The sequence below is a fragment of the Saccharophagus sp. K07 genome (assembly GCF_014336955.1).
Taxonomy (GTDB): Bacteria; Pseudomonadota; Gammaproteobacteria; order Pseudomonadales; family Cellvibrionaceae; genus UBA5868.
On the sequence record NZ_QRAI01000002.1, the window covers coordinates 176,167 to 195,791 of the forward strand.

At 53.3% G+C, this 19,625-nt stretch carries 15 protein-coding genes; 9 read left to right on the forward strand and 6 right to left on the reverse strand.

The window, feature by feature from the left end; all coding sequences use genetic code 11:
- The first annotated feature begins 175 nt into the window (after window positions 1-175).
- Window positions 176-1,738, forward strand: a complete 1,563-nt coding sequence (locus DWB84_RS07340) for an efflux transporter outer membrane subunit (protein WP_255428892.1) — start codon at window positions 176-178, stop codon at window positions 1,736-1,738.
- 76 nt (window positions 1,739-1,814) lie between these two features.
- Here DWB84_RS07340 and DWB84_RS07345 read toward each other — a convergent pair whose 3' ends face one another.
- From DWB84_RS07345 to DWB84_RS07370, 6 genes are all read right to left on the reverse strand, one after another.
- A complete protein-coding gene (locus tag DWB84_RS07345; RefSeq protein WP_187409609.1) occupies window positions 1,815-3,014 on the reverse strand; it encodes a hypothetical protein in 1,200 nt (399 codons plus the stop codon).
- A 197-nt stretch (window positions 3,015-3,211) separates the two neighbouring features.
- Window positions 3,212-5,470 (reverse strand): hypothetical protein, encoded by a 2,259-nt coding sequence (locus tag DWB84_RS07350; protein ID WP_187409610.1) that lies wholly within the window; start codon window positions 5,468-5,470, stop codon window positions 3,212-3,214.
- Window positions 5,471-6,018: 548 nt separating this feature from the next.
- Window positions 6,019-6,483 (reverse strand): hypothetical protein, encoded by a 465-nt coding sequence (locus DWB84_RS07355; RefSeq protein ID WP_187409128.1) that lies wholly within the window; start codon window positions 6,481-6,483, stop codon window positions 6,019-6,021.
- A gap of 13 nt (window positions 6,484-6,496) precedes the next feature.
- Window positions 6,497-6,892 (reverse strand): nucleoside diphosphate kinase regulator, encoded by a 396-nt coding sequence (gene rnk / locus DWB84_RS07360; protein ID WP_187409129.1) that lies wholly within the window; start codon window positions 6,890-6,892, stop codon window positions 6,497-6,499.
- A 426-nt stretch (window positions 6,893-7,318) separates the two neighbouring features.
- The gene (locus tag DWB84_RS07365; protein WP_187409130.1) at window positions 7,319-12,298 is read right to left on the reverse strand and encodes a tetratricopeptide repeat protein; all 4,980 of its coding nucleotides are present in this window, start codon (window positions 12,296-12,298) and stop codon (window positions 7,319-7,321) included.
- Window positions 12,299-12,397: 99 nt separating this feature from the next.
- Window positions 12,398-12,961 (reverse strand): DJ-1 family glyoxalase III, encoded by a 564-nt coding sequence (locus tag DWB84_RS07370; protein WP_187409131.1) that lies wholly within the window; start codon window positions 12,959-12,961, stop codon window positions 12,398-12,400.
- Between the two features lie 104 nt (window positions 12,962-13,065).
- On the opposite strand from DWB84_RS07370, the gene DWB84_RS07375 reads away from it, so the two are divergent.
- The 8 genes from DWB84_RS07375 to DWB84_RS07405 all read left to right on the forward strand — a co-directional run bounded on the left by DWB84_RS07375 (window position 13,066) and on the right by DWB84_RS07405 (window position 19,578).
- Window positions 13,066-13,665 (forward strand): glutathione peroxidase, encoded by a 600-nt coding sequence (locus tag DWB84_RS07375; RefSeq protein WP_222868084.1) that lies wholly within the window; start codon window positions 13,066-13,068, stop codon window positions 13,663-13,665.
- A 10-nt stretch (window positions 13,666-13,675) separates the two neighbouring features.
- Window positions 13,676-13,810, forward strand: coding sequence for a hypothetical protein (locus DWB84_RS18985; protein ID WP_255428893.1), 135 nt, complete (start codon window positions 13,676-13,678; stop codon window positions 13,808-13,810).
- A 42-nt stretch (window positions 13,811-13,852) separates the two neighbouring features.
- Window positions 13,853-15,295, forward strand: coding sequence for a dihydrolipoyl dehydrogenase (locus DWB84_RS07380; RefSeq protein WP_187409132.1), 1,443 nt, complete (start codon window positions 13,853-13,855; stop codon window positions 15,293-15,295).
- A gap of 4 nt (window positions 15,296-15,299) precedes the next feature.
- Window positions 15,300-15,644 (forward strand): hypothetical protein, encoded by a 345-nt coding sequence (locus DWB84_RS07385; protein WP_187409133.1) that lies wholly within the window; start codon window positions 15,300-15,302, stop codon window positions 15,642-15,644.
- A 180-nt stretch (window positions 15,645-15,824) separates the two neighbouring features.
- Entirely contained in the window at window positions 15,825-16,271 is a 447-nt protein-coding gene (locus tag DWB84_RS07390) for an SRPBCC family protein (RefSeq protein WP_187409134.1), read from the forward strand.
- Between the two features lie 27 nt (window positions 16,272-16,298).
- Window positions 16,299-17,246 (forward strand): ATP-binding cassette domain-containing protein, encoded by a 948-nt coding sequence (locus DWB84_RS07395; protein ID WP_187409135.1) that lies wholly within the window; start codon window positions 16,299-16,301, stop codon window positions 17,244-17,246.
- Window positions 17,243-18,064 carry an ABC transporter permease gene (locus DWB84_RS07400; protein WP_187409136.1) on the forward strand — a complete coding sequence of 274 codons (822 nt, stop codon included), beginning with the start codon at window positions 17,243-17,245 and terminating at the stop codon, window positions 18,062-18,064. The genes DWB84_RS07395 and DWB84_RS07400 overlap by 4 nt, the downstream gene beginning before the upstream one ends.
- 224 nt (window positions 18,065-18,288) lie before the next feature.
- A complete protein-coding gene (locus DWB84_RS07405) occupies window positions 18,289-19,578 on the forward strand; it encodes a polysaccharide deacetylase family protein (protein WP_187409137.1) in 1,290 nt (429 codons plus the stop codon).
- Window positions 19,579-19,625: the final 47 nt, after the last annotated feature.

Below are 19,625 nucleotides of genomic sequence, written 5' to 3' on the forward strand. Positions count from 1 at the left end.
CGCCGTAAACCCATCCCTGGGGGCTGCCCCGCGTCCGTCCGGGACGCGAGGCTTTCCAAAAGACTTCCGGCTCCGTGCTCGCTGCAAAATTTAAGATCACTACTTCTTTCCACAATAATGATTTGCTATTTCGGCATTCGCTCGCGCGAGCTTGTGTTCAAATGAGGTTTTAACGATGCAATTTTTATTTCTTTTGAATCTCGCTCGTAAATTGCAACGGCGGGTGCCGGCCGGTTTTCTGAAAGCCTCACACCTGCAGGGGGGTTACGCCGATTCCAGAAAGCCGCACGGTGCCCTGAGCACTCCGACGACCAAAACCTCGCACAATAAAAAATACGTTTTAACTCGCGGGTTGTTGGTTGCGTCGATAATGACGATGACTGCCTGTCATTCCATTCAAAGAGTGGAGCGGCCAGCATTCGATGTTCCCCAGGAAGTGCAAAACGCCGCTGCAGAAATTGTCCCAAGCGTAGAGATTGAAAAAGATTGGTGGGCGTCTTTTCAGTCGCCGCAATTAAATCAATTGATCGAATTAGCGCATCAGCAAAATCCTGATCTGCGCATTGCGGCTGAGCGTGTGCGGCAGGCGGAGTTGCAAATGCGTATTGCTGGCGCATCGCTTTTTCCCTCTTTTAATATCAGTGGCAGCACAGGCTCAGGACGCTCCCGTTTTGATGGAGGGGAGTGGCAAAAAAATGAATCCAGTCGTTTAGGTCTCGGCGCCAGTTACGAAGTGGATTTGTGGGGAAGGGTTTCTGCAGATATTAATGCAGCCAGAGCCAATTTTAATGCTAGCCAGTACGATCAGGTCGCGTCGGAATTAAGTATCAATGGTGCAGTTGCCAATGCGTGGTTTCAGTGGTTGGTGTTGCAGCAACGCATCGCTACCGCGCAGGAAAATCTGCGTATTGCCGAGCGCACTTCGCAAATTGTCGAGGCGCGGTATCGCAATGGTGTCGCTACCGCATCTGAAGTGTCGCGCCAGCGCACTAATTTGCTCAGTCAGCAGTCCTCTTTGATTCCGCTGCAACTGCAAGCGCGTCAGAGTCGCGCGGCACTGGCATTATTGGTGGGTGAATCGTCATTAAATTTTGTTCTGCATAATGAAAACGCAGAACAATTAATGAGCTTAAGTGTGCCGGAAATTTCCGCTGGTATTCCGGCGGATTTATTGACGCGACGCCCGGATCTGGCAAGTGCGGAAGCGCAATTACAAGCGTCCGATGCCAATGTCGCCGCTGCGCGTGCAGCCTTGTTGCCGAGTGTCCAGTTAACGGGTTCTGCCAGTCGCGGATCGCCATTTTTATTTTCGCTTGCGCAACCCACAGATACACTCAGTTGGAGTTTGAGTTTGGCGCAGACGCTATTTTCTGCTGGACGTATACGCAATCAGGTGGCATTGAGTGAATCTCAACGCGTGACCTTGGTTGAACGTTATCGCGCGAATATTTTGACTGCCGTGCAGGAAGTCAACGATGCACTCGACCGCCGCGCTGTCGCCGCAGAATTAGAACAGCGACAGATGGAAGTTCTGAAGGAAGCTGAACGCACTTTGCAATTGGTTGAAGCGCGTTACCGTGAAGGGCGGGACGATTTATTAAGTTTGCTTGATGCCCAACGCACTGTTTTCCAAGCCCGCGACCAACTCGCCCAACAGAGATTGGATCGATTGAGAGCTGCAGTGGATCTGTATTTGGCGCTTGGGGGTGGATGGAGTTTGAATGAATCCCTTGAATAAAGATTTACGAGTTTAAAGACAAAAAAATGCCGGCTGATTCTGCCGGCATTTTTATTTGCGGATTTCCTTTTTGTTATTACAAAGAACAGCGCGCCGGTTCCGCTTTGTACTGGCCACTTACCAATGAAGCCGTGCCGCCATCAACGACGTATACATCACCATTTTCATTAACCACGGTGATAGCCGCACGGTCACCACCGGCAGCGACGGCTTTGCCAACGTTTAAGGTGGTTGGGCCTGGATAGTATTGGGCGGAGCCATCTTTATTGATGAATACGCCTTTGCCGTACGCCATTTGAATAGCTTTGACATTCGGCGCGAAGTTGGCAGGAGTTACGCCCAGTTGATCCATATTGGCAGAGGGCAGGAAGCGGTTGTCGTAATAACTGAATTTACATTCGGCTCCACCGCTCTGTTTGATACCGCAAACGCCGTTTTGACCAGCAGCAATAAAGATCACAGGTTCAGAGAAGGGGAATTTCGATGGGGTGTTTTGTACGACGGTGCCCAAGCCGCCGCCGAAGTTGCCGCCATCGGACCAGCACCAGGCTTCACCTTGGCGGTTGAGTGCGCACACCAAGCCGTAACCAGCACTGAGCTGCATAACGTCGAAATCGGCGGGCAATGCAGGGCGGGTCAGATTGGTTTTGCCGCACAACACATCTTTTTTATTGCCGTTTTTCACCAGCACACACATGGGGTTTTTGCCGCCGGTGGAGGCAATCGCGCCGCTGTCGACAATCGGAGTGGAGGGAACATTGTTCATATTGCCGAAATAGGCTTTGCCGTCATCGGTCACTACTACCACGTTGTTGTCATCAACGGAGTTAATGTGAGTGACGTTGGTGATAGCTGTGCCGTTATTCCATTTCACCAGCGTTTGTGATTTCGGATTTCCGGATGGATTACACGCAGCCATGCCGCCTTGGACGCGATAACACGCACTCCAGCCACCATTGCCAATGGCTTCGTAATTCACCCCGCAGGGGAATTGATCGAAGTAGGAAGACAAAGAGCCGCCGCCAGAGCTGGACGATGAACTTGATGAGGACGAGCTGCTAGAAGAACTGCTGCTCGAACTTGAGCTGCTGGACGAAGATGAGCTGGAGGAGCTGGAAGAGCTGGAGCTGGACGACGAACTAGAAGATGAGGAGTTGGAACTGCTGGAAGAGCCAGTTCCGCCGCCACAGGCCGTCAGTATCAGCGCCAAAGATAAAGCAACGGTGCCGCTCAATTTGCTGGTGAGTTGATTGCGTTTGACCATGAGAGTACCCATTGGATGAATTGCCCGGGTGCAGACCCTTCGGGTTGTGGTTGTAATGTGTGCCGATGGTAGCAACCTTGTGGTCAAAAAGCGCTTAATGACAAATGAACTGTGAATTTGATCAATCTAAGGTTTGGCGCGGATCACGAAAGTTGGATTTGTTGCGGACAACGGCACCCGGAGGTGCCGTCGGATGGTGTTGGCGGAACTTAATTCGGGCAGCTCGACGTGCCTATACAGTCGCGGTCATTTTCCCGACCCCAGCCGACTTGCTGGTTTTGGCATATAGGGATCTGTGTTCCATACCAATTGCATTGTGCGGACGCGCCACCGGATGAGCTGCCGTTGACGATTCCATAAGGGCTGGGTTGATCACTGCAGGTGCTGGGCGCAACGCAATTCTGGCTGTTCTCCCAACTCCAACCGGAGGTGGCGACTTGGCAGAGAGGCGCAGGCGTTCCCCACCAGTTGCAGTACGCGCCGGACGTTGCGCCTGAGCTGGAAGAGCTGCTGGATGACGACGAGCTTGAACTGCTAGACGAACTGCTTGAGCTACTTGACGAGCTTGAGCCGCTCGAGGAAGAGGAGGATCCGGTGCTGACCGGAATAAAGTTCCAGGCTGAACTCCACCAGCTGATGACGCGATCATCTTCCGCCGCAGTGACCAGTTCCAAGTCGGTTTCGCTATTCTCCATGTGGATGGAGTGACCAGTGGCTTTATTGACCAGGTGGAATTCCTTATCGCGCCCATTCAAGTACCAGTCTGAGCGACCGTTGGTTTCCAGGGCTCCCAAATAAAGCGCGGGACCGGCGGGGTCTACAGACAGATATTGATCGGTTGAATCCGCTTTGCGCAGACGGAAGAAAAAATCTTCATTGGGCAGATCCACCCGTTCGACAGACCAGTGTAGAGATGCTGGCAATGTTGCACCACTGGGGCTGGTGCCGAGGTTTTGATCGAGATAACGACTGCTCCTGTATTTATTACGCAGCGCATAAACACCGTCGTCCAGCAATCGATGCAAGTTGCCAAAGCCGTCGCGGATGCTGTCAAACACGCCAGTGTGAGAGCAGTTCTGATTGCATTCGGAGGGAAACGCAGGCGGTGCACCTTGGTATAAGTTATTGGGTTCGGGAACCCGGCCTTGCATAAATTCCGCGTGGTAATGCGCCCAGCCGGATACCACTTGCGGCTTGCCTGCATCACGTCGCTCGTAGCCGTGCTGCTCGCCGCCATGAAGCCCATCTATACCATTCCAATGGAATAGCCTCTCTGCATTCCATTGCTCCACAACGTGTAGCAGCTCGTGAAAAGCCGCCTCGTGGGGCAACTCGCGCTCGCCGGTTTGCAGGCTGGTGTTGCGCGTCAATATCGGTGTGCCGGTGCTGTCGGCCACCGTTCTCTGCCTGGAATAAAAAGATTGCTGTACGAAGGTGTAGCCGTTCAGGGCGCCAGCGTAGGTGCCCAAGCCTTCGACGTGATAGAGCACCATCACCACATCGTATTGATCCTGCAGTCTGCGCAGATTTGCCTCGTGCACAAATCTCCCTGTGTCCACTGCCCAATCGACATGGCGGATTGCCGGTTCTGTTACCAACGGGTGCAGGCTGACATTCCAGCGGTGCAGCCCATAAGAAAACGGCCTGACGTAATCCCGATCTGTCGCGATCATCATGTTGTAGAAGCGCTCAATCAAGGATTCATCCAAAGCGAAGTTGCCGACAAATTGATTGTCCTTGTTGTACGCGATCGTATGTTTGACGGGGACTATGATGATGCTTAACTCATGCTGTATTGGCAGGGGAGAGGAGTTGGTCAGGTCTGTCACTGTGTCGCTGGTTAGCGAAATTGTCTGCTCAAAATAACGTCCGGAATAGGTAGAGTGTTCCAATTCGACGGCCACAACTGTGCCATTTTCTGGTTTGAACCCTGCAAAGTTCACCGGCTCCTCTGAAAACCCTCCAACCGCAATTCGATATTCACCCTGCGGCAATAAAAATGTTTTGTTGTCGGCGACGGTAAATCCGGTATAGGTGTTGTTGATATAAATGTAACCGGACTCGCCTTCATTCAATCCGTTATGAACAACTTGAATGCTGCGTTTCGGCAAAGCATTTTCAAGAGAGATGTTGTAAGTCTGGTCAAAAAACAAATCCCATTTGACGGTCTCGTCTTCGCCAGACCCTGCGTTGAATTGAACCTGAGAAATCTGCGCGTTACTGCCACAAGGAGAAAGATCCGTATGACAGCTGATAGAAAGCGGTGTATTTCCGTTTGCCGTTACCTGTATCGAAAATTCTGTTCTGTGAGCGGTGGGATTGAAGGCGCGTACGCGCAAAGCATTATTTCCCGCGCCAAACATATAGGAAATATCGAGCGTTTTTCCTTGGTCGGTAGATTTCAGCGGTAGAGGTGGATGGTCTCCGACGGACAGATAAATAGGATGTGCAATCTTATTGAGCGTCACGCTCACTTGACTCTGTGCGTGAGCGTTATAACCCGACAGCGTCAGCAGTAACCCCAAGATGAATAAAAAGGGTTGGTGTTGTGCGGGCTTTCCGCAGTTGGCGAGATAAAAAATGCCGCGTCTCCTGTTGTGGTGGAACACATCTGAGGGTTTCCGGTGCGCAAGAATAACTTCCTGATTTTTACAAATACAATCATTTTTGTTGGCAGGTTATATTTTTTTGTTTTTTGTTCACTAATGATGCATTCGTAACTTAAATTGCACTGAATTGGATTTTGCGGAGGAGTTGTTTCAGAAATTTTAAGGTGGAACAGTTTTATAACTGTTGATTCGGTGAAAATGGATTGCCCCATGATTGGGGGTGAAAAAAGGCGAAGCTGCGGGATTTATTTAAGAGAAGTGATGTGTTGAAAAGCGCTTATGATTGATTTTTGAAACCTATGCGGCGGGAATTGTTGCACCCGGATAATTAGGGTTGTAAGAGGTTTGGAATGATTGAATCAGCGTATTTTGCGTCCTTGCTATTTTGTCCTTGGTGGAATTGAAGGTTATCGACGTTTGCCTTTTCGCGAATTCGGTTTTTTTCCGGTTTTTTTCGCATTTACATAAGGTCGTGGCGCTTTGAAGTCGGCGTCAGGGGCTTTCGCGCTTGAGTTTGATGTGGGTGCGGGGGCCTGTGTGGGAGAGGCCGCAGGTTGAGGTGGGGCGTTATCGAGGACTGCTTGTGCAGCAGGAGCGTGAGACGCGGCGGGCTCGGGCGCCCGCGTAGTCTGAGCACGACAAATGCGTTGAGCTGGCTGAGGCGTCAGCGCACGCTGCAGCGCTTGGCAGAAATTGACGGCAACGTATTCTTCGAACTGATCCGCGGGATCAAAAACGCGGTCGTATTGTTCCGTCAGTGTGGCCAATTGGGCGAGCACCTGTTCAAGTGCATCTTCAGCGCGCGGATTTATCCCCGCTATGCTATCGCCCCGCATCAGCAGCTGATTCCAGAACACATTGTTGTGCGACATGCTTTTCTCCAGTTCAGGGTTGCTGAACGCTCAGAATCTCGATGTGTTTCTGCTTTCCGTTGGGCATAGGCCAGCGAATGCGGCCGCCTATACGCAGGCCTAATAGTGCTACGCCAACTGGTGACAGTATAGAAATTTTCTTTTCCGCCATATTGGCTTCGGCGGGAAATACCAAGGTCACAGTTGTATCCGTCTGGGCATCCAGATCGCGGAAAGTCACGGTGGAATACATGGAAACGGCGTCTTTGGGCAGTTCTTCTTCACCCACTATGTCCGCGCGTGACAGTTCTTCTTCTAGCGCTTCTGCAAGTTCCAACTCGCTGTCGCGCAGCAGGGGCATAAGGCGTTGGTAATCCTGTTTGCTGATGACGATGGAAACCGGCTCAGTATCTCGTTGGGCTAATGTCATAAATAAATCTCCAAAAATAGGAAAAGGTGCCAGTCGGCACCAGTCAATCGATTAAATACACAGTTGGAAAAGCGGACAGGCGGTTAGGAAGTGGTTCCTAACCGCCCATAGGAAGCAAGGCACAGCCGGAAGGGAGTTTCGGCGCGCCAGAATCAATAAATGTGTGAGAGTAGATGCTAATCATTCTCGAACCTTAGCACTTCGCGATCCCAGTTGCCAGTATGGCCCCCTGGGGTTTGTGATCACCGCAACCTTCTCTGAATGCGATGGACGGCAAAAATTCCCTGCAACTGCAAAGTTCTGCTCTGCTTGCAAAAAAGAAAAAGGGATTGCAGCAAATGCTTTCGTCGGGAATCGCGCCGGCCTACAACAAAAACGATTAACGGGTTATGGGCGGGTACAACAGTACCCGCGAGCAGACTGCTGTTAAAAATGATTCGCCAGCCGCCACAGCCAGAACCAGCGCCGGTAGAAGGGCATGGCTGGCAAGTGTGCGCGCAACTGTTTGCGGAAACGCTTTTGTGTGGCGCGCAGCACAGGTGAATCCTTGAGTTTTTGGAATACCACCTGACAATCGCGCAGCCGCGGCGAAAGTTGTGCAAACACCTGCACACAGTCGCCATTGCGCAACTCCGCCAAGGCTCGTGCAGCCAATAAGGGGTATTCGGTCAAAGGCGCCAAGTCGCGCTTGGACAGATGAGCGATAGTGCCGACATCTATGGGTTTTTTGGCCAGCATACAGTCCAGTACATGCCAGACCTGCAGATCCTCCCGGTACATGCCCTCGTTTTGCGCAAGCGCCCGGTCGACCAGCTGCGCCGCTTTCTCCCAGTTGTCGAAATGGCGGTTGCATAAAGAAGCAAAGTACAGCGCCCAGGGCTCCGCGTCCGGGCGGCCTTCCAGTTCCTTGAACAGCCATTTGGCTTCCTGGACGCGGCCGATGTTGTATTTCAGATACCCCACCAGTCCAAGATTAAAAGTGTCTTTGCGCCAATGTTTGCGCAAATGTTGTTGCAGACCGCGCGGAACATCTTTCTTTTGCGCGCTCAGGTGGCGCAGATAGGCTTCCAGGTAGCGCTGCTCAAAGTCTGTGTCGAACGACATGGTGCGCAGGGTGCGGACAAATTTTCTGGGCTTTAGGGTGTTCAGGCGGTGACGAGCCAGATAGAGCCCCGCTTGATCGGCCTGGGGAATCTGTTGCTCATAAAGCTCTTCCACGCTTTTGGCGGCATCCGCTTGCCAGCCGGCTTTATCCAGACTTTTCCACGCCGTTTCCAGCACATTGCCGCCTTTTGCGGTATCGCGCAGGATCTTGCCGAGTACGTCCAGGGCCAGGGTTTTGTCTCCCTGTCTCGCTGCCACTTGCAACCTGCGCAGGCCGACAAAGCTGTTATCGAGCTGGCGTTCCATCCTTTCCAAGGCGCTGTTTGCCGCCTCGTCATCGTCATTGGCCAGCGCGTGATCGATATAGGTCAGACCTATGTACTGGTCGGCGATGTTCAACTCGAACGCGTGCTTCAACAACTCGCCGATGCGCTTTTGGCTGCCGTCCACCGACTGCAGTTTTTCCGCGGCGAAACACAGAATTCCCGGGTCGTTGGGGTAGAGCCGGACGCAGTTTTCCACTGCCTGTTTTACCAGATCCGAGTCATTGGTCCTCTCACCCCAAATGGCCAGCAAGCGCCAGGCTTCATAGTGATTGCCGTTGATGCTGACCACTTTGCGCATCTGCTCGATGGCGCGGACATAGTTGTGCTGCTGCGCGTACAACCAGGCTTCCAGGGTTTGGATTTCCACCGGCGGGCTGCCATCCCAGCGCACTGGGCTTACCCAGGCAAAGGCATTGGCGAAATCGCCGTGCTGCGCGAGCACGGTTACAAGCTTTTCGCACAGGTCGATATGAAGTGGGCGACGCTCGAAATAGTCCCTAATAGCTGTGGTAATTTTCGCCGGATTAGGCTCGAGTTCGGCGTAGATTTGCAGCAGATCGACCCGGTTGGGGAATTGCTCCATCTGTTCCTTGAAACGGTCAAACACAGCGGCTTCCTGCCCGTCTTCCTTGCGCAGGCGGTGCAGAGTGGTCCAGGCCCAGTGATAGCCGGGATCGCGGCCGATCGCCAGCTCCAGCTGGGCAATCGCCTCGTCGCGCTCGCCAGTGCGCAGGTAGAGGTCAGCAAGGTAACCATAAGGCGTGGACGATAGAGGCGAGTGTTTAATGGCGTTCTTCTGCAGTTCAATCGCGCCAGCAAAATCGCCGCGCCGCTCCAGCAATTCGCACAGGCGATTGGATACGCGTACCCAGCCGGGGCTGAGTTCCAAGGTGTGATGCAAGGCAGCGATAGTGTCGTCGTCGCGATGAAGTGTGCGCAGGGTTTCGGCGCGTTCGAAGTGGATACGAGGCAGCAGGGGAAATTTCTCCACTGCTTTATCCAAGGTTGCCAGCGACTCCTCATTGGCGCCTTGGTCGCGCTGTGCAATTCCCAGGGCCACCCAGGATTGCCACAGGTCGGGGCGAGCGTCGACGGCAAAGTTCAGAAACTCCAGCAGCTTGTCCTGTTCTAGCCAGCGTGACGCCGCGGCGGCGAATTCCAGAATGCCGTCGCCGTAGCTGACCTGCGCCAGGAGTTCAGCGTGGATAAATTCGATATCGGCGCGCTGCTCCTGCGGGTCATGCGAGCTCGAGAGCAAACGGTTGAACGCGTAGCCGTAGTCGCAGGAGCGGCGGATGGCATTGCGAAATGCCTCGCGCGCTTCGCGCATCTGGCGATTGACCAGGAGGGCATCGCCCAGTGCGGCGTGGTTGGTGCAATCGGTTGAATCTATGGCGACGGCATCGCGCGCGGCGGCTATAGCTTCTTCTTTGCGATCCTGGCCCAACAGGGCGTAGGTCAAAGTGCGATAGCCCCAGGAGTCCTGGGGGTGCTGCGCGACGTATTCCCGTGCCACGGCTTCGTTGGCTTCCCGGTCACTTTCATCCAGCCATTGGTACTTCAAACGCAGCAGCATGGCGTTGCCAGGAAAACGCTCCAGTTGCCGGTCGACATGGGCAATGGCGAGGGGCAGGGCGCCATTTTCCGCATGGATACGCATGATGGCCTGATTGGCCTGACTGTTCAGCGGCTCGATTTGCAGCACCTGTTCATAGGCGGCCAGGGCTTCGTCTTTTTGTAATAAGTGCAGGGCAATTTCGGCGCGGATCTCATGCAGACGCACCGGTTTGCTTAAGTTCGCGGCGCGCTCCACCAATTCCTGAGCTTTTTGTGGACGGGCGGCATACAGCTGCTTTTGCGCGCAGAACAGCAAAAACTCACCGTCGTCAGGGCGTTCCTGCACGGCACGGTCTAGGACGGTGAGGGCTTCTTCGGTGCGGTCCAGGCTATCCAGCGCGTAGTACAAGGACGCAGCGGGTCCGCTGGACTGGCGACCAAACTTGTCGCGCCGCTGGCGCAGGAAGTTGAGGCCGGTTTCGGTTTCCTTCAGATAGCGGGCGGCGCGGAAGTAGCTGTCGGCATAAAAGTCGTAGGTATCTTCCAGACAGGTGGCAAAGCGGTAGAGCTGATAGGCCTCGCGATACTTGGATTGATCCCACAACATGCAGGCGTAGGCGAACAGGGTTTGGGTATGCGTTGGACGGCGGCGCAACAGCTGGCTGAGCAGACGCTCCACGCGCTCGCTCTGGCGCTGGTCGCGCCGAAGGCGATCCGCTAAGCGTGCCAGAATCAGAAAATGACAATCCGGCTGCGCCGCCAGGGATTCCAGATACGCCAGTGCCACGCTGCTCGACCCCAGCTCCAGCAGGCAATTGAGTTTGCTGAGTTGCAGGTTGATATCGTCCGGGAACAGCTGCAACAGCTGCTCGACGACCGCCAATAGGGCTTGATCATCCCGGTCGTAAAACGCCAGGGTGCGGCGGCATTCCAGCGCGAGGCGATGGCCTGGGGCGAGGGCTTCAGCTTGCAGCGCGGCTTGTTCCGCGAGATCGCGCCGATTGTCCTTGAGCGCCTTATTCATCGCATACAGTTGGTCGTAAAGCGCCGAGTTGGGCAGCTCGATTCCGTCCAGGCGCACACTTTCGAACTGTGGCAATAGCACCATGCAGCGCGGGCCGGTGGAGGCGTAATAGCGGTGGCTTTGTTCGATGAGCATTTCCTGCAGGCGCGGGAAGTAGGGGTCGCGCAGGAAATAGGTGCCCATGGCCAGATCGTAACCGACGATGATCTGCAGGTGGGCGCTGCCCGGTTCCACGGTGCCCAGCAGAACCGGAATATCCCGGTCGATCAGGGCGCGCAGCACCGGCAGGGTCAGGTCGAATTCCCGCGTCAGCCAGCCGTTTTCATCACCCCAGCGGCGTTCGTCAAAGGATTGGGTGCCGCCGTAGCAGATGGCTTCGATAATGGTTTCCTGGGGGACGGGGTTGCCCCAGTAGGTGGTAATAGCAGACATGCTTGCCGGTGCGCAGGTCATATTGCGCTGGCGCACGAAGGGCACATCCAGCACGCGGCGCTCACCTTCCTTGCGATTGCTGATCGACTGCGCCACCTGGTTATGGAAAAACTGTTTGGATTGCAGAAACGGCAGGGCTTTGTCGTATTCCTTCTGCGCGCAATAAAAATCCGCCCACATGGATTTCAGCTGGCTTTGCAAATCCCGGTCTTGCCAGGGCGGCAAGTCTTGCAGCTGTTGCAGGGTTTTTTCCGCCTCGGCGTAGCGCCGTTGCTCCATGTAAAAATCAAACAGCGCGCGGCCGATCCACCAGCTTTGCACCTGCGGCCAGACACCTTCGATCAGGGCGCTCGCGCCGGCGAGATCGTCGGCCAGTTGTAGTAAGCGCGCTTTGAACAGCAGGGCGGAGTGAAACTGCGGATGTTGCTCGATGACTTGGTCGATGGTGCCGCGAGCACCGGCATAGTCGTCCTGTGCCCGCTGGGTTTCTGCTTTGGCGAATTGGACCCAGCGGTCGCGCTCTTCTTCTGGAATGTTGGCGAGAATATCTTCCGCCGCGCCGAAATCGCGGTAGGCGTTGTAGACCTCAACTTTCTCCAGTTGCAGATACAGGCGCTCCTGGTCGTCCAGTTTGTCACTGGTTTCCAGTTGCTTGATCAAGCGCAGCGCTTGCAGCGGCCCTTTGCGGCGCAGGATCAGGGAGACGTAATAGGAGGCGAGGCGCGGTGTGTCCGGTTTGAGCCGCCACAGGCGGTAAATCAGACTGTCGCTGGCGCGTAACAGGCCCAAGTGACTCAAAATGCGGGAGGCGAGAATGCGCAGTTCCGGTAACACCCATTCGCTGGGATTGCCCAGTCTGGCAACGCCCAGGTCGTAGGCTTGGCGGTAGAGGCCAGCTTGATAAAGATCTTCTAGTTCGTTAGTGAGGGCGTCGAGACTGCTTTGATCGGCGGTTGTATCCATTGCTGCGCATACTCCAGAAATACAGCTTCCATTGGATGCGCCGAAGCGTGGCGCGCTGGTGGATTCATCCGCCAGATCGCCACAGTATAGACCGCCAAATCAGCCTTGGTAGACCATCCCTCGGGCCACCTCTGCCGCTCGTTCCTTACCGCACAGTACCTCCACCAGTAGCAGCGCAAACTCCATAGCGGTGCCCGGTCCCTGACTGGTGATTAATTTGCCGTCCTGCGCAACCCGCGCTTCGCTCACTTCCTCGATATATTCCGCGAGTTCTGCCTGGAAACTGGGATAGCAGGTGGCCTTGGCGGTGGGAATCAAATTGTGCCGACCCAAAACCACGGCCGGCGAAGCGCAAATGGCAGCGATCCAGCGATCGTTATGCAATTGATCGCGCAGCAGTCGCGCCAGCAATTCGGAATCGTGCAGGTGGACTGCACCAGGCATACCGCCGGGCAGGACGATCATGTCCCAAGTTTGGGATGCGCAGTTTTCCAGCAGTTCATCGGCCGTGAGGCGAACGCCTCGGGATGCTGTGACGTCCGTGCGTCCGGGCATCACCGATGCGACGCACACCTTAACCTTGGCGCGGCGCAAAACGTCGATGGCGATGACGGCTTCCATTTCTTCCGTGCCATCTGCGATGGGAATCAGAACATTGGCCATAAATATGCCTCTGAAAAGAAAAAGGGTGGCCAATTATCTTACGCCATGGACATCAGCTCCATCGCGTCTTGGCGAACAAACAAAAACGGCGGCGGGAGTTTCTTATGCATAACCAAAATCGCGAGGGTCAACGGGTTCCTAACGTTAGGTTTCGTGTATTGAAAGGGGACCGATGGACGCAAGTCACCTCGGACGAATTATTTAACGGCAAAACTGTTGTGTTATTCGCTTTGCCCGGTGCATTTACACCTACCTGCTCCTCCGCGCATTTGCCGCGCTACCGGGATCTGGCAGCGGAGTTTCGGCGCGCTGGTGTGGATTCGGTGATCTGCCTGTCGGTCAACGATCCCTATGTGATGGCTGTGTGGGCGACGGACCAGGGTGCGGACGATCTTCTGTTTATTCCCGACGGCAACGGCGAATTTACCGAAGGCATGGGTATGTTGGTGGATAGAGGTGAGCAGGGACTTGGCAAACGCTCTTGGCGTTATTCCATGCTGGTAAAAGATGGCGTTATCGAAAAAATGTTTATCGAGCGCGACGATCCTGACGATCCTTTTGAGGTCAGTGACGCCGACACCATGCTCGATTACATCAATCCAAAGGCAAAAAAACCGCGCCGCGTGACTTTGTTTACCAAACCGGGTTGCCCTCATTGCGCCCGCGCCAAAAAAGCTCTAAGTCAGGCAGGTTACCCCCATTGAAGAAATCGTTTTGGGCAAGTGCGGAGTGACCTATAGCTCACTGCAAGCGGTTACCGGACGCGGCACCACACCGCAAGTTTTTATCGATGGCCAACTGATTGGCTCCGCAGATCAGTTGCAGGAGTGGTTGGCCCAACGGGAGTAATCTCCGGTATCCTGCCTGCCTGTTCTTGCAGGGGAGGATTCCATGAAAACGCACAAAATCGATGTGGCTATTCTCGGCGCGGGCACGGCAGGACTTTCCGCATATCGCGCAGCGCTTGCGCAAACAGATAGCGTGTTAATTATCGACGGCGGGCCACTGGGAACCACCTGCGCCAGAGTGGGATGCATGCCAAGCAAATTGCTAATCGCCGCAGCGGAAGCGGCGCATCACAGTCGTCACAGTAAAATTTTTGGCGTCATCAATCCTGCAACACACATCGACGGCAAAGCGGTCATGGCGCGGGTGCAGCGCGAGCGCGATAGATTTGTCGGCTTTGTATTGGATTCCATCGACAAAATATCCGCTGGTCACAAAATCAGAGCTTACGGCGAATTTATCGACGATCACACCCTGCAACTGTCCAACGGCGATCGCGTTATCGCCAAAACCATCATTATAGCCACAGGTTCACGCCCTAAAACCCAGGCGCTGGTGCAGGCGGCGGGCAAGCGTTTATTGACCAGCGATACAATTTTTGAATTGCCTGACTTGCCCAAAAAATTGGCTGTGTTTGGTCCCGGCGTCGTCGGCCTGGAATTAGGGCAGGCATTCAGCCGTTTGGGGGTGGATGTCAAACTGTTTGGTGTCAGCGGCAATCTTGCTGGTTTACACGATCCGGATGTGCGCGAATACGCCTTAAAAACTCTTGCGGAAGAATTTTATATAGACGCAAAAGCGACTATCGAATGGCTGCGCGGCAACGATGATGGTGTAAGGATTCGTTTCGTCGATCGTTACGGCAAAACCGTGGAAGAAACCTTTGATTACGTTTTATCGGCAACAGGTCGTATGCCGAACGTTGAGCAATTGAATCTGCGCAATACCAGCGTGAAGTGCAATGACCAAGGTATTCCAGAATTTGATCCTTTCACTATGCAGTGCGGAAATTCCAATATTTTTATTGCCGGCGATGTCAACGCAGATCGACCTCTGCTGCACGAAGCCGCCGATGAAGGAAAAATCGCCGGTCACAACGCCGCCATTTATCCGGATTTGCGCGCTGGCTTGCGCCGTGCGCCTATTGCCGTGGTCTTCAGCGATCCGCAAATTGCCAGTGTTGGCTTGAATATCGCGCAAGTAAAACTGCGCTGTAACCAATGTTATGCCGTTGGCGAAGTCAGCTTTGAGGACCAAGGGCGCTCGCGTGTAATGGCGATGAATAAAGGATTGTTGAAAGTCTACGGCGAGCATGGCACAGGTTTATTTTTAGGTGCGGAAATGATCGGTCCACGCGCCGAACATATCGCTCATTTATTGAGTTGGGCCGTGCAGCAAAATATGACGGTGGCACATATGCTCGATATGCCGTTTTATCACCCCGTTGTCGAAGAAGGTGTGCGCACGGCCCTGCGGGATCTCAACGCTAAACTCAAAATCGGCCCGCAGGCGCCGAAAGATTGTATGGACACAGGACCAGGAGCTTAACAATATGTTCAAAAGAATTTCTGTTATTGGATTTTTGATATTGACAGCGGCGTGTTCGTCCAATCGCTCCGATTTTGACACGCTTTGCAAACAATTTACGCTGCTCGTCAATTCTGCAGAATACCCGAATTTAAGTTCAGAAGAGCGTGCAGAAAAATTGGATGCAATGCTTCTCGTTAATCTCAAAACGACCTCTAATGCCTATATAGCGTGGGATGCAATTCGCAATGCAACTCCCGTTGAACGCGCTGTTTTATATCATGAAGCAGCTCTGAGCACAGGAATCAACGCGTGGAATTGTCCTGCGATAATTGAACATGGGCATGAAGTGGGATCAGCGCACGATTAATCGCAGATTTTTGGAACGACAACGGAGTGTAATGATTTGTAACAGAGTCGTTCTCCGTAGTCCTAGGGGGTATATCCTGTGATCCCCGCTTACGCCGCGAAAATTTTTCGGGAGACTGTCGAATCCATAGAACAGCGATCGACTAAGGGATAAATTCAACGCAATTGAGAGGATATCGTCATGTCAAATACGGTTAAGTTACACCGCGTTTTTGTTTCCACTCCCGCTAAGATTTATCGCGCGTTCGTCGACCCCGCCGCGTTTACCCGCTGGTTGCCGCCCAGAGGTTTTATCGCCACCCTACACGAGCAGAATCCTGTGGTCGGCGGCGCCTGGCGCATGAGTTTCACCAATTTTTCGACGGGTAAAAGCGAATCATTTGGCGGCGTGTACAAAGAATTGGTGCCGGGCAAGCGGGTGAGTTATACCGCGACCTTTGACGATGCGGGTCTGCCGGGTGAAATGACAACGACGGTGGATATTCGCGAAGTATCCTGCGGAGTGGAAATCAACATTGTGCAGGATGGTATTCCAGACGTAATTCCGGTGGAGGCCTGCTATTTAGGGTGGCAAGAATCTCTGCAATTTCTGCAAGCCATAGTTGAACCTGAAATTCCGGATGAATAATCGATTTTGCCGAAAGCAAGGAAATTTATGAATTACGCAATTGAAACCAATGATTTGCGCAAAACTTTTGGTGATACCCATGCAGTGGATGGTATCAGCTTGAGCGTCGCCAAAGGCTCTGTGTTCGGTCTGTTGGGACCTAACGGCGCAGGCAAAACCACCACGGTGCGCCTGCTCGCCACCTTGCTGTCACCCAGCGGCGGCAGCGCCCGTGTATTGGGACATGACTTGGCGACGGAAGGCGCTGCCATTCGCAGCAAAGTGAGTTTGACCGGTCAGTTCGCTTCGGTCGATGAAGATCTGACCGGCTACGAAAATCTGATTCTGGTCTCGCGTCTATTGGGGCATAGCTGGCGCGACTCCAAACAAAGGGCAGGCGAATTACTTAACGCGTTTGATTTGGCAGAGGCGGCCGGGCGTCAAGTGCGCACCTATTCCGGCGGTATGCGCCGACGCCTCGATATTGCAGCCAGTTTGATTATCACACCGGAAATTTTGTTTCTGGATGAGCCGACCACCGGACTGGATCCGCGCAGTCGCAATCAGGTTTGGGATATGGTGCGCGATATAGCGGCGATCGGTACTACGGTGTTGTTGACCACGCAATATCTGGAAGAGGCTGATCAACTCGCCGATCGTTTAGCGGTGATTGATCACGGAAAATTAATTGCCGAAGGCACCAGTCGCGAATTAAAAGCGTCTGTTGGCAGCGGCACTTTAAAAATTCACCTGCAAGATCCATCGCAAAGACTTTCCGCGGAAGCTTTATTGCAATTGGTTGGCGCCAATCCTGCACAAGCCACTACGGAAGGATTGAGTATCCAAGTGCCCGATCCTGCAGAGGCGATGCGTATATTGCAAGCGTTGGAAAATGCGGGAATTGGTGTGGCGGAATTCTCTCTGGGATCGCCCAGTCTCGACGAAGTATTTTTTGCGCTTACAGGAAAATCACAAGAAAGCTCGGAGGCAATATGAACAGTCCGATCCAGAATCAACCAATAAATGGAATTTTGAGCCAGCACACCAAACCTAAACCATTAAATACGTTTTCCGCTGCAATGGCTTTGGGTTGGCGCGCGCTGTTAAAAATCAAGCATGTCCCTTTTCAGCTGTTTGATGTCACCGTATTTCCGCTGATGATGACTTTGATGTTCACCTATTTATTCGGCGGCGCATTGGCAGGTTCGCCGCAGGAATATATTCAATATTTGCTGCCGGGAATTTTGGTGCAGACGATTTTGTTTATTACGGTGTACACAGGTGTCGGTTTGAATACGGATATTAGTAAAGGTATTTATGACCGTTTCCGTTCCATGCCCATTTGGCCTTCTGCGCCGGTATTTGGCGCATTGTTGGGCGATGTGCTGCGTTATTCCATCGCAGCGATTATGGTGTTGGGGTTGGGTTTTATTCTCGGTTTTCGCCCGCAGGGAGGTTTGCTTGGCGTAATTTTAGCGGTTGTGCTGGTACAAATTTTTGCGTCGAGTCTGGCGTGGATTTGGATCATCGTTGGCATGTTGGTGAAATCGCCGGAATCGGTGATGACCACCAGCTTTTTATTTTTATTCCCGCTGACTTTTGCCAGTAATGTATTCGTCGACCCCGCGACTATGCCTGGATGGTTGCAAGCATTTGTCAGCGTCAATCCCGTTACTCAACTTGCCAATGCTTCTCGCGGCTTGATGCACGGCGCACCGGATATCAGCAGTATCGTGTGGGTATTGATTGCTACCGCAATCATTACAGCGATTTTTGCTCCGATTGCGTTACGTATGTATCACCGGGAGCGTTAATCAATCCTCTTTTTTTATTCCCCGCGCCGCTACATAAAAGGAATTTGCTGTAGCGGCCCACCTTATAGTCATAAATTCACGTCATTTTTTGCAATGATTTGCTCATTTCCCTGTACTAATTTGATCGAACGATAGGACTATGAAGCGCGCCACAGAAGTTTTTGCGGAACGAGGTATTTTCTGGACTGTTAGTCCGGATCAACAATAACAACATTGGTAATTATATGACAATTAACACCTCGGCCCGTTTGATCAGCGTGCTTGCAGCCGCATCACTGGTGCTCAGCGCGTGTGGTTCTCCATCTGGCGGTAGCTCCAGTTCTTCCAGTAGCTCTTCTAGCAGTTCAAGCTCAAGCAGTAGCTCCAGTTCGAGCAGCTCAAGTAGTAGTTCCTCGTCAAGCTCCAGCAGCTCATCTTCGAGCAGCTCCAGCTCTTCCAGCGGATCGCCAGTCAATCTGCCATTGGTAATTGCGATTGATTCAGGCGCAACCACTGGCGGTACCTACGAAGGAATCACCTTCCAAGCAGATAAATATTACGATGGCGGTTCAGTCAGCTCCACGCAGGATCCTATTGCGGGAACCACTGCAGATGCCATGTACCAGACCGAGCGTTATGGCACCTATAGTTACAAAATTCCTGTAACGACTGGCACCTTCACCATCAAGCTGTTTATGGCTGAGATCTTCAACACTGCAGCGGCAGCGCGTTCATTCCACGTGTCCGTTGAAGGTCAGAGAGTTCTGTCCAATGTGGATCTGTACACATTGGTGGGCCATGACGGTGCTTACGAATATGTAGTGGAAAACGTCCGCGTAACTGACGGTACCCTGGATATTGCCCTGCAGTCGGTTGTCGACAATGGCACTTTGTCAGGCTTGGCGATTTACTCTGCCGACGGCAAGTTGGATACCTCCAGACCAGAGCCTGAACCGTCCAACTGTAACGGTTATGTGGCCATCACCTATGACGACGGCCCGACTGGCAATACCAGCAACTGGGTCAACTCACTCAAGCAGAACGGTTTGACCCCGGTAACCTTCTTCGTGAACGGAGCCAATATCGGCAACAACGCTGCGGCCATCCGTCAAATGATGGAGGTGGGTGAGATCCAGAGCCACGCCTACGACCACGTAGATATGGGTAATTACAGCACCCAGCAAGTGACCGATCAGCTGAGCCGAAACAACCAGGCGATTCAAAACGCTGGTGCGCCTAAGCCGACTATCTTCCGTCCGCCATACGGCACGGTAACCAACAATGTTCGCTCTGCAGCAAGTGCCTTGGGTCTCTACACCATCACTTGGGATGTGGACTCGCAAGACTGGAACGGCGCGAGCGTTCAGAACATCGTTAATGCCGTTGCACGTATGCAGCCCGGTCAGGTGATTCTGATGCACCAGAATCAGAACAACTCTCTGCAAGCGATTCCGCAGATTGCGGCCAACCTGAAACAGCGCGGCCTGTGCCCCGGCAAGATCAGCCCGACCACAGGACGAGCAGTTGCTCCTTAAGGCCTTCTTATAAAGGCACACCCAAAACGGCAGGTTTAACCTGCCGT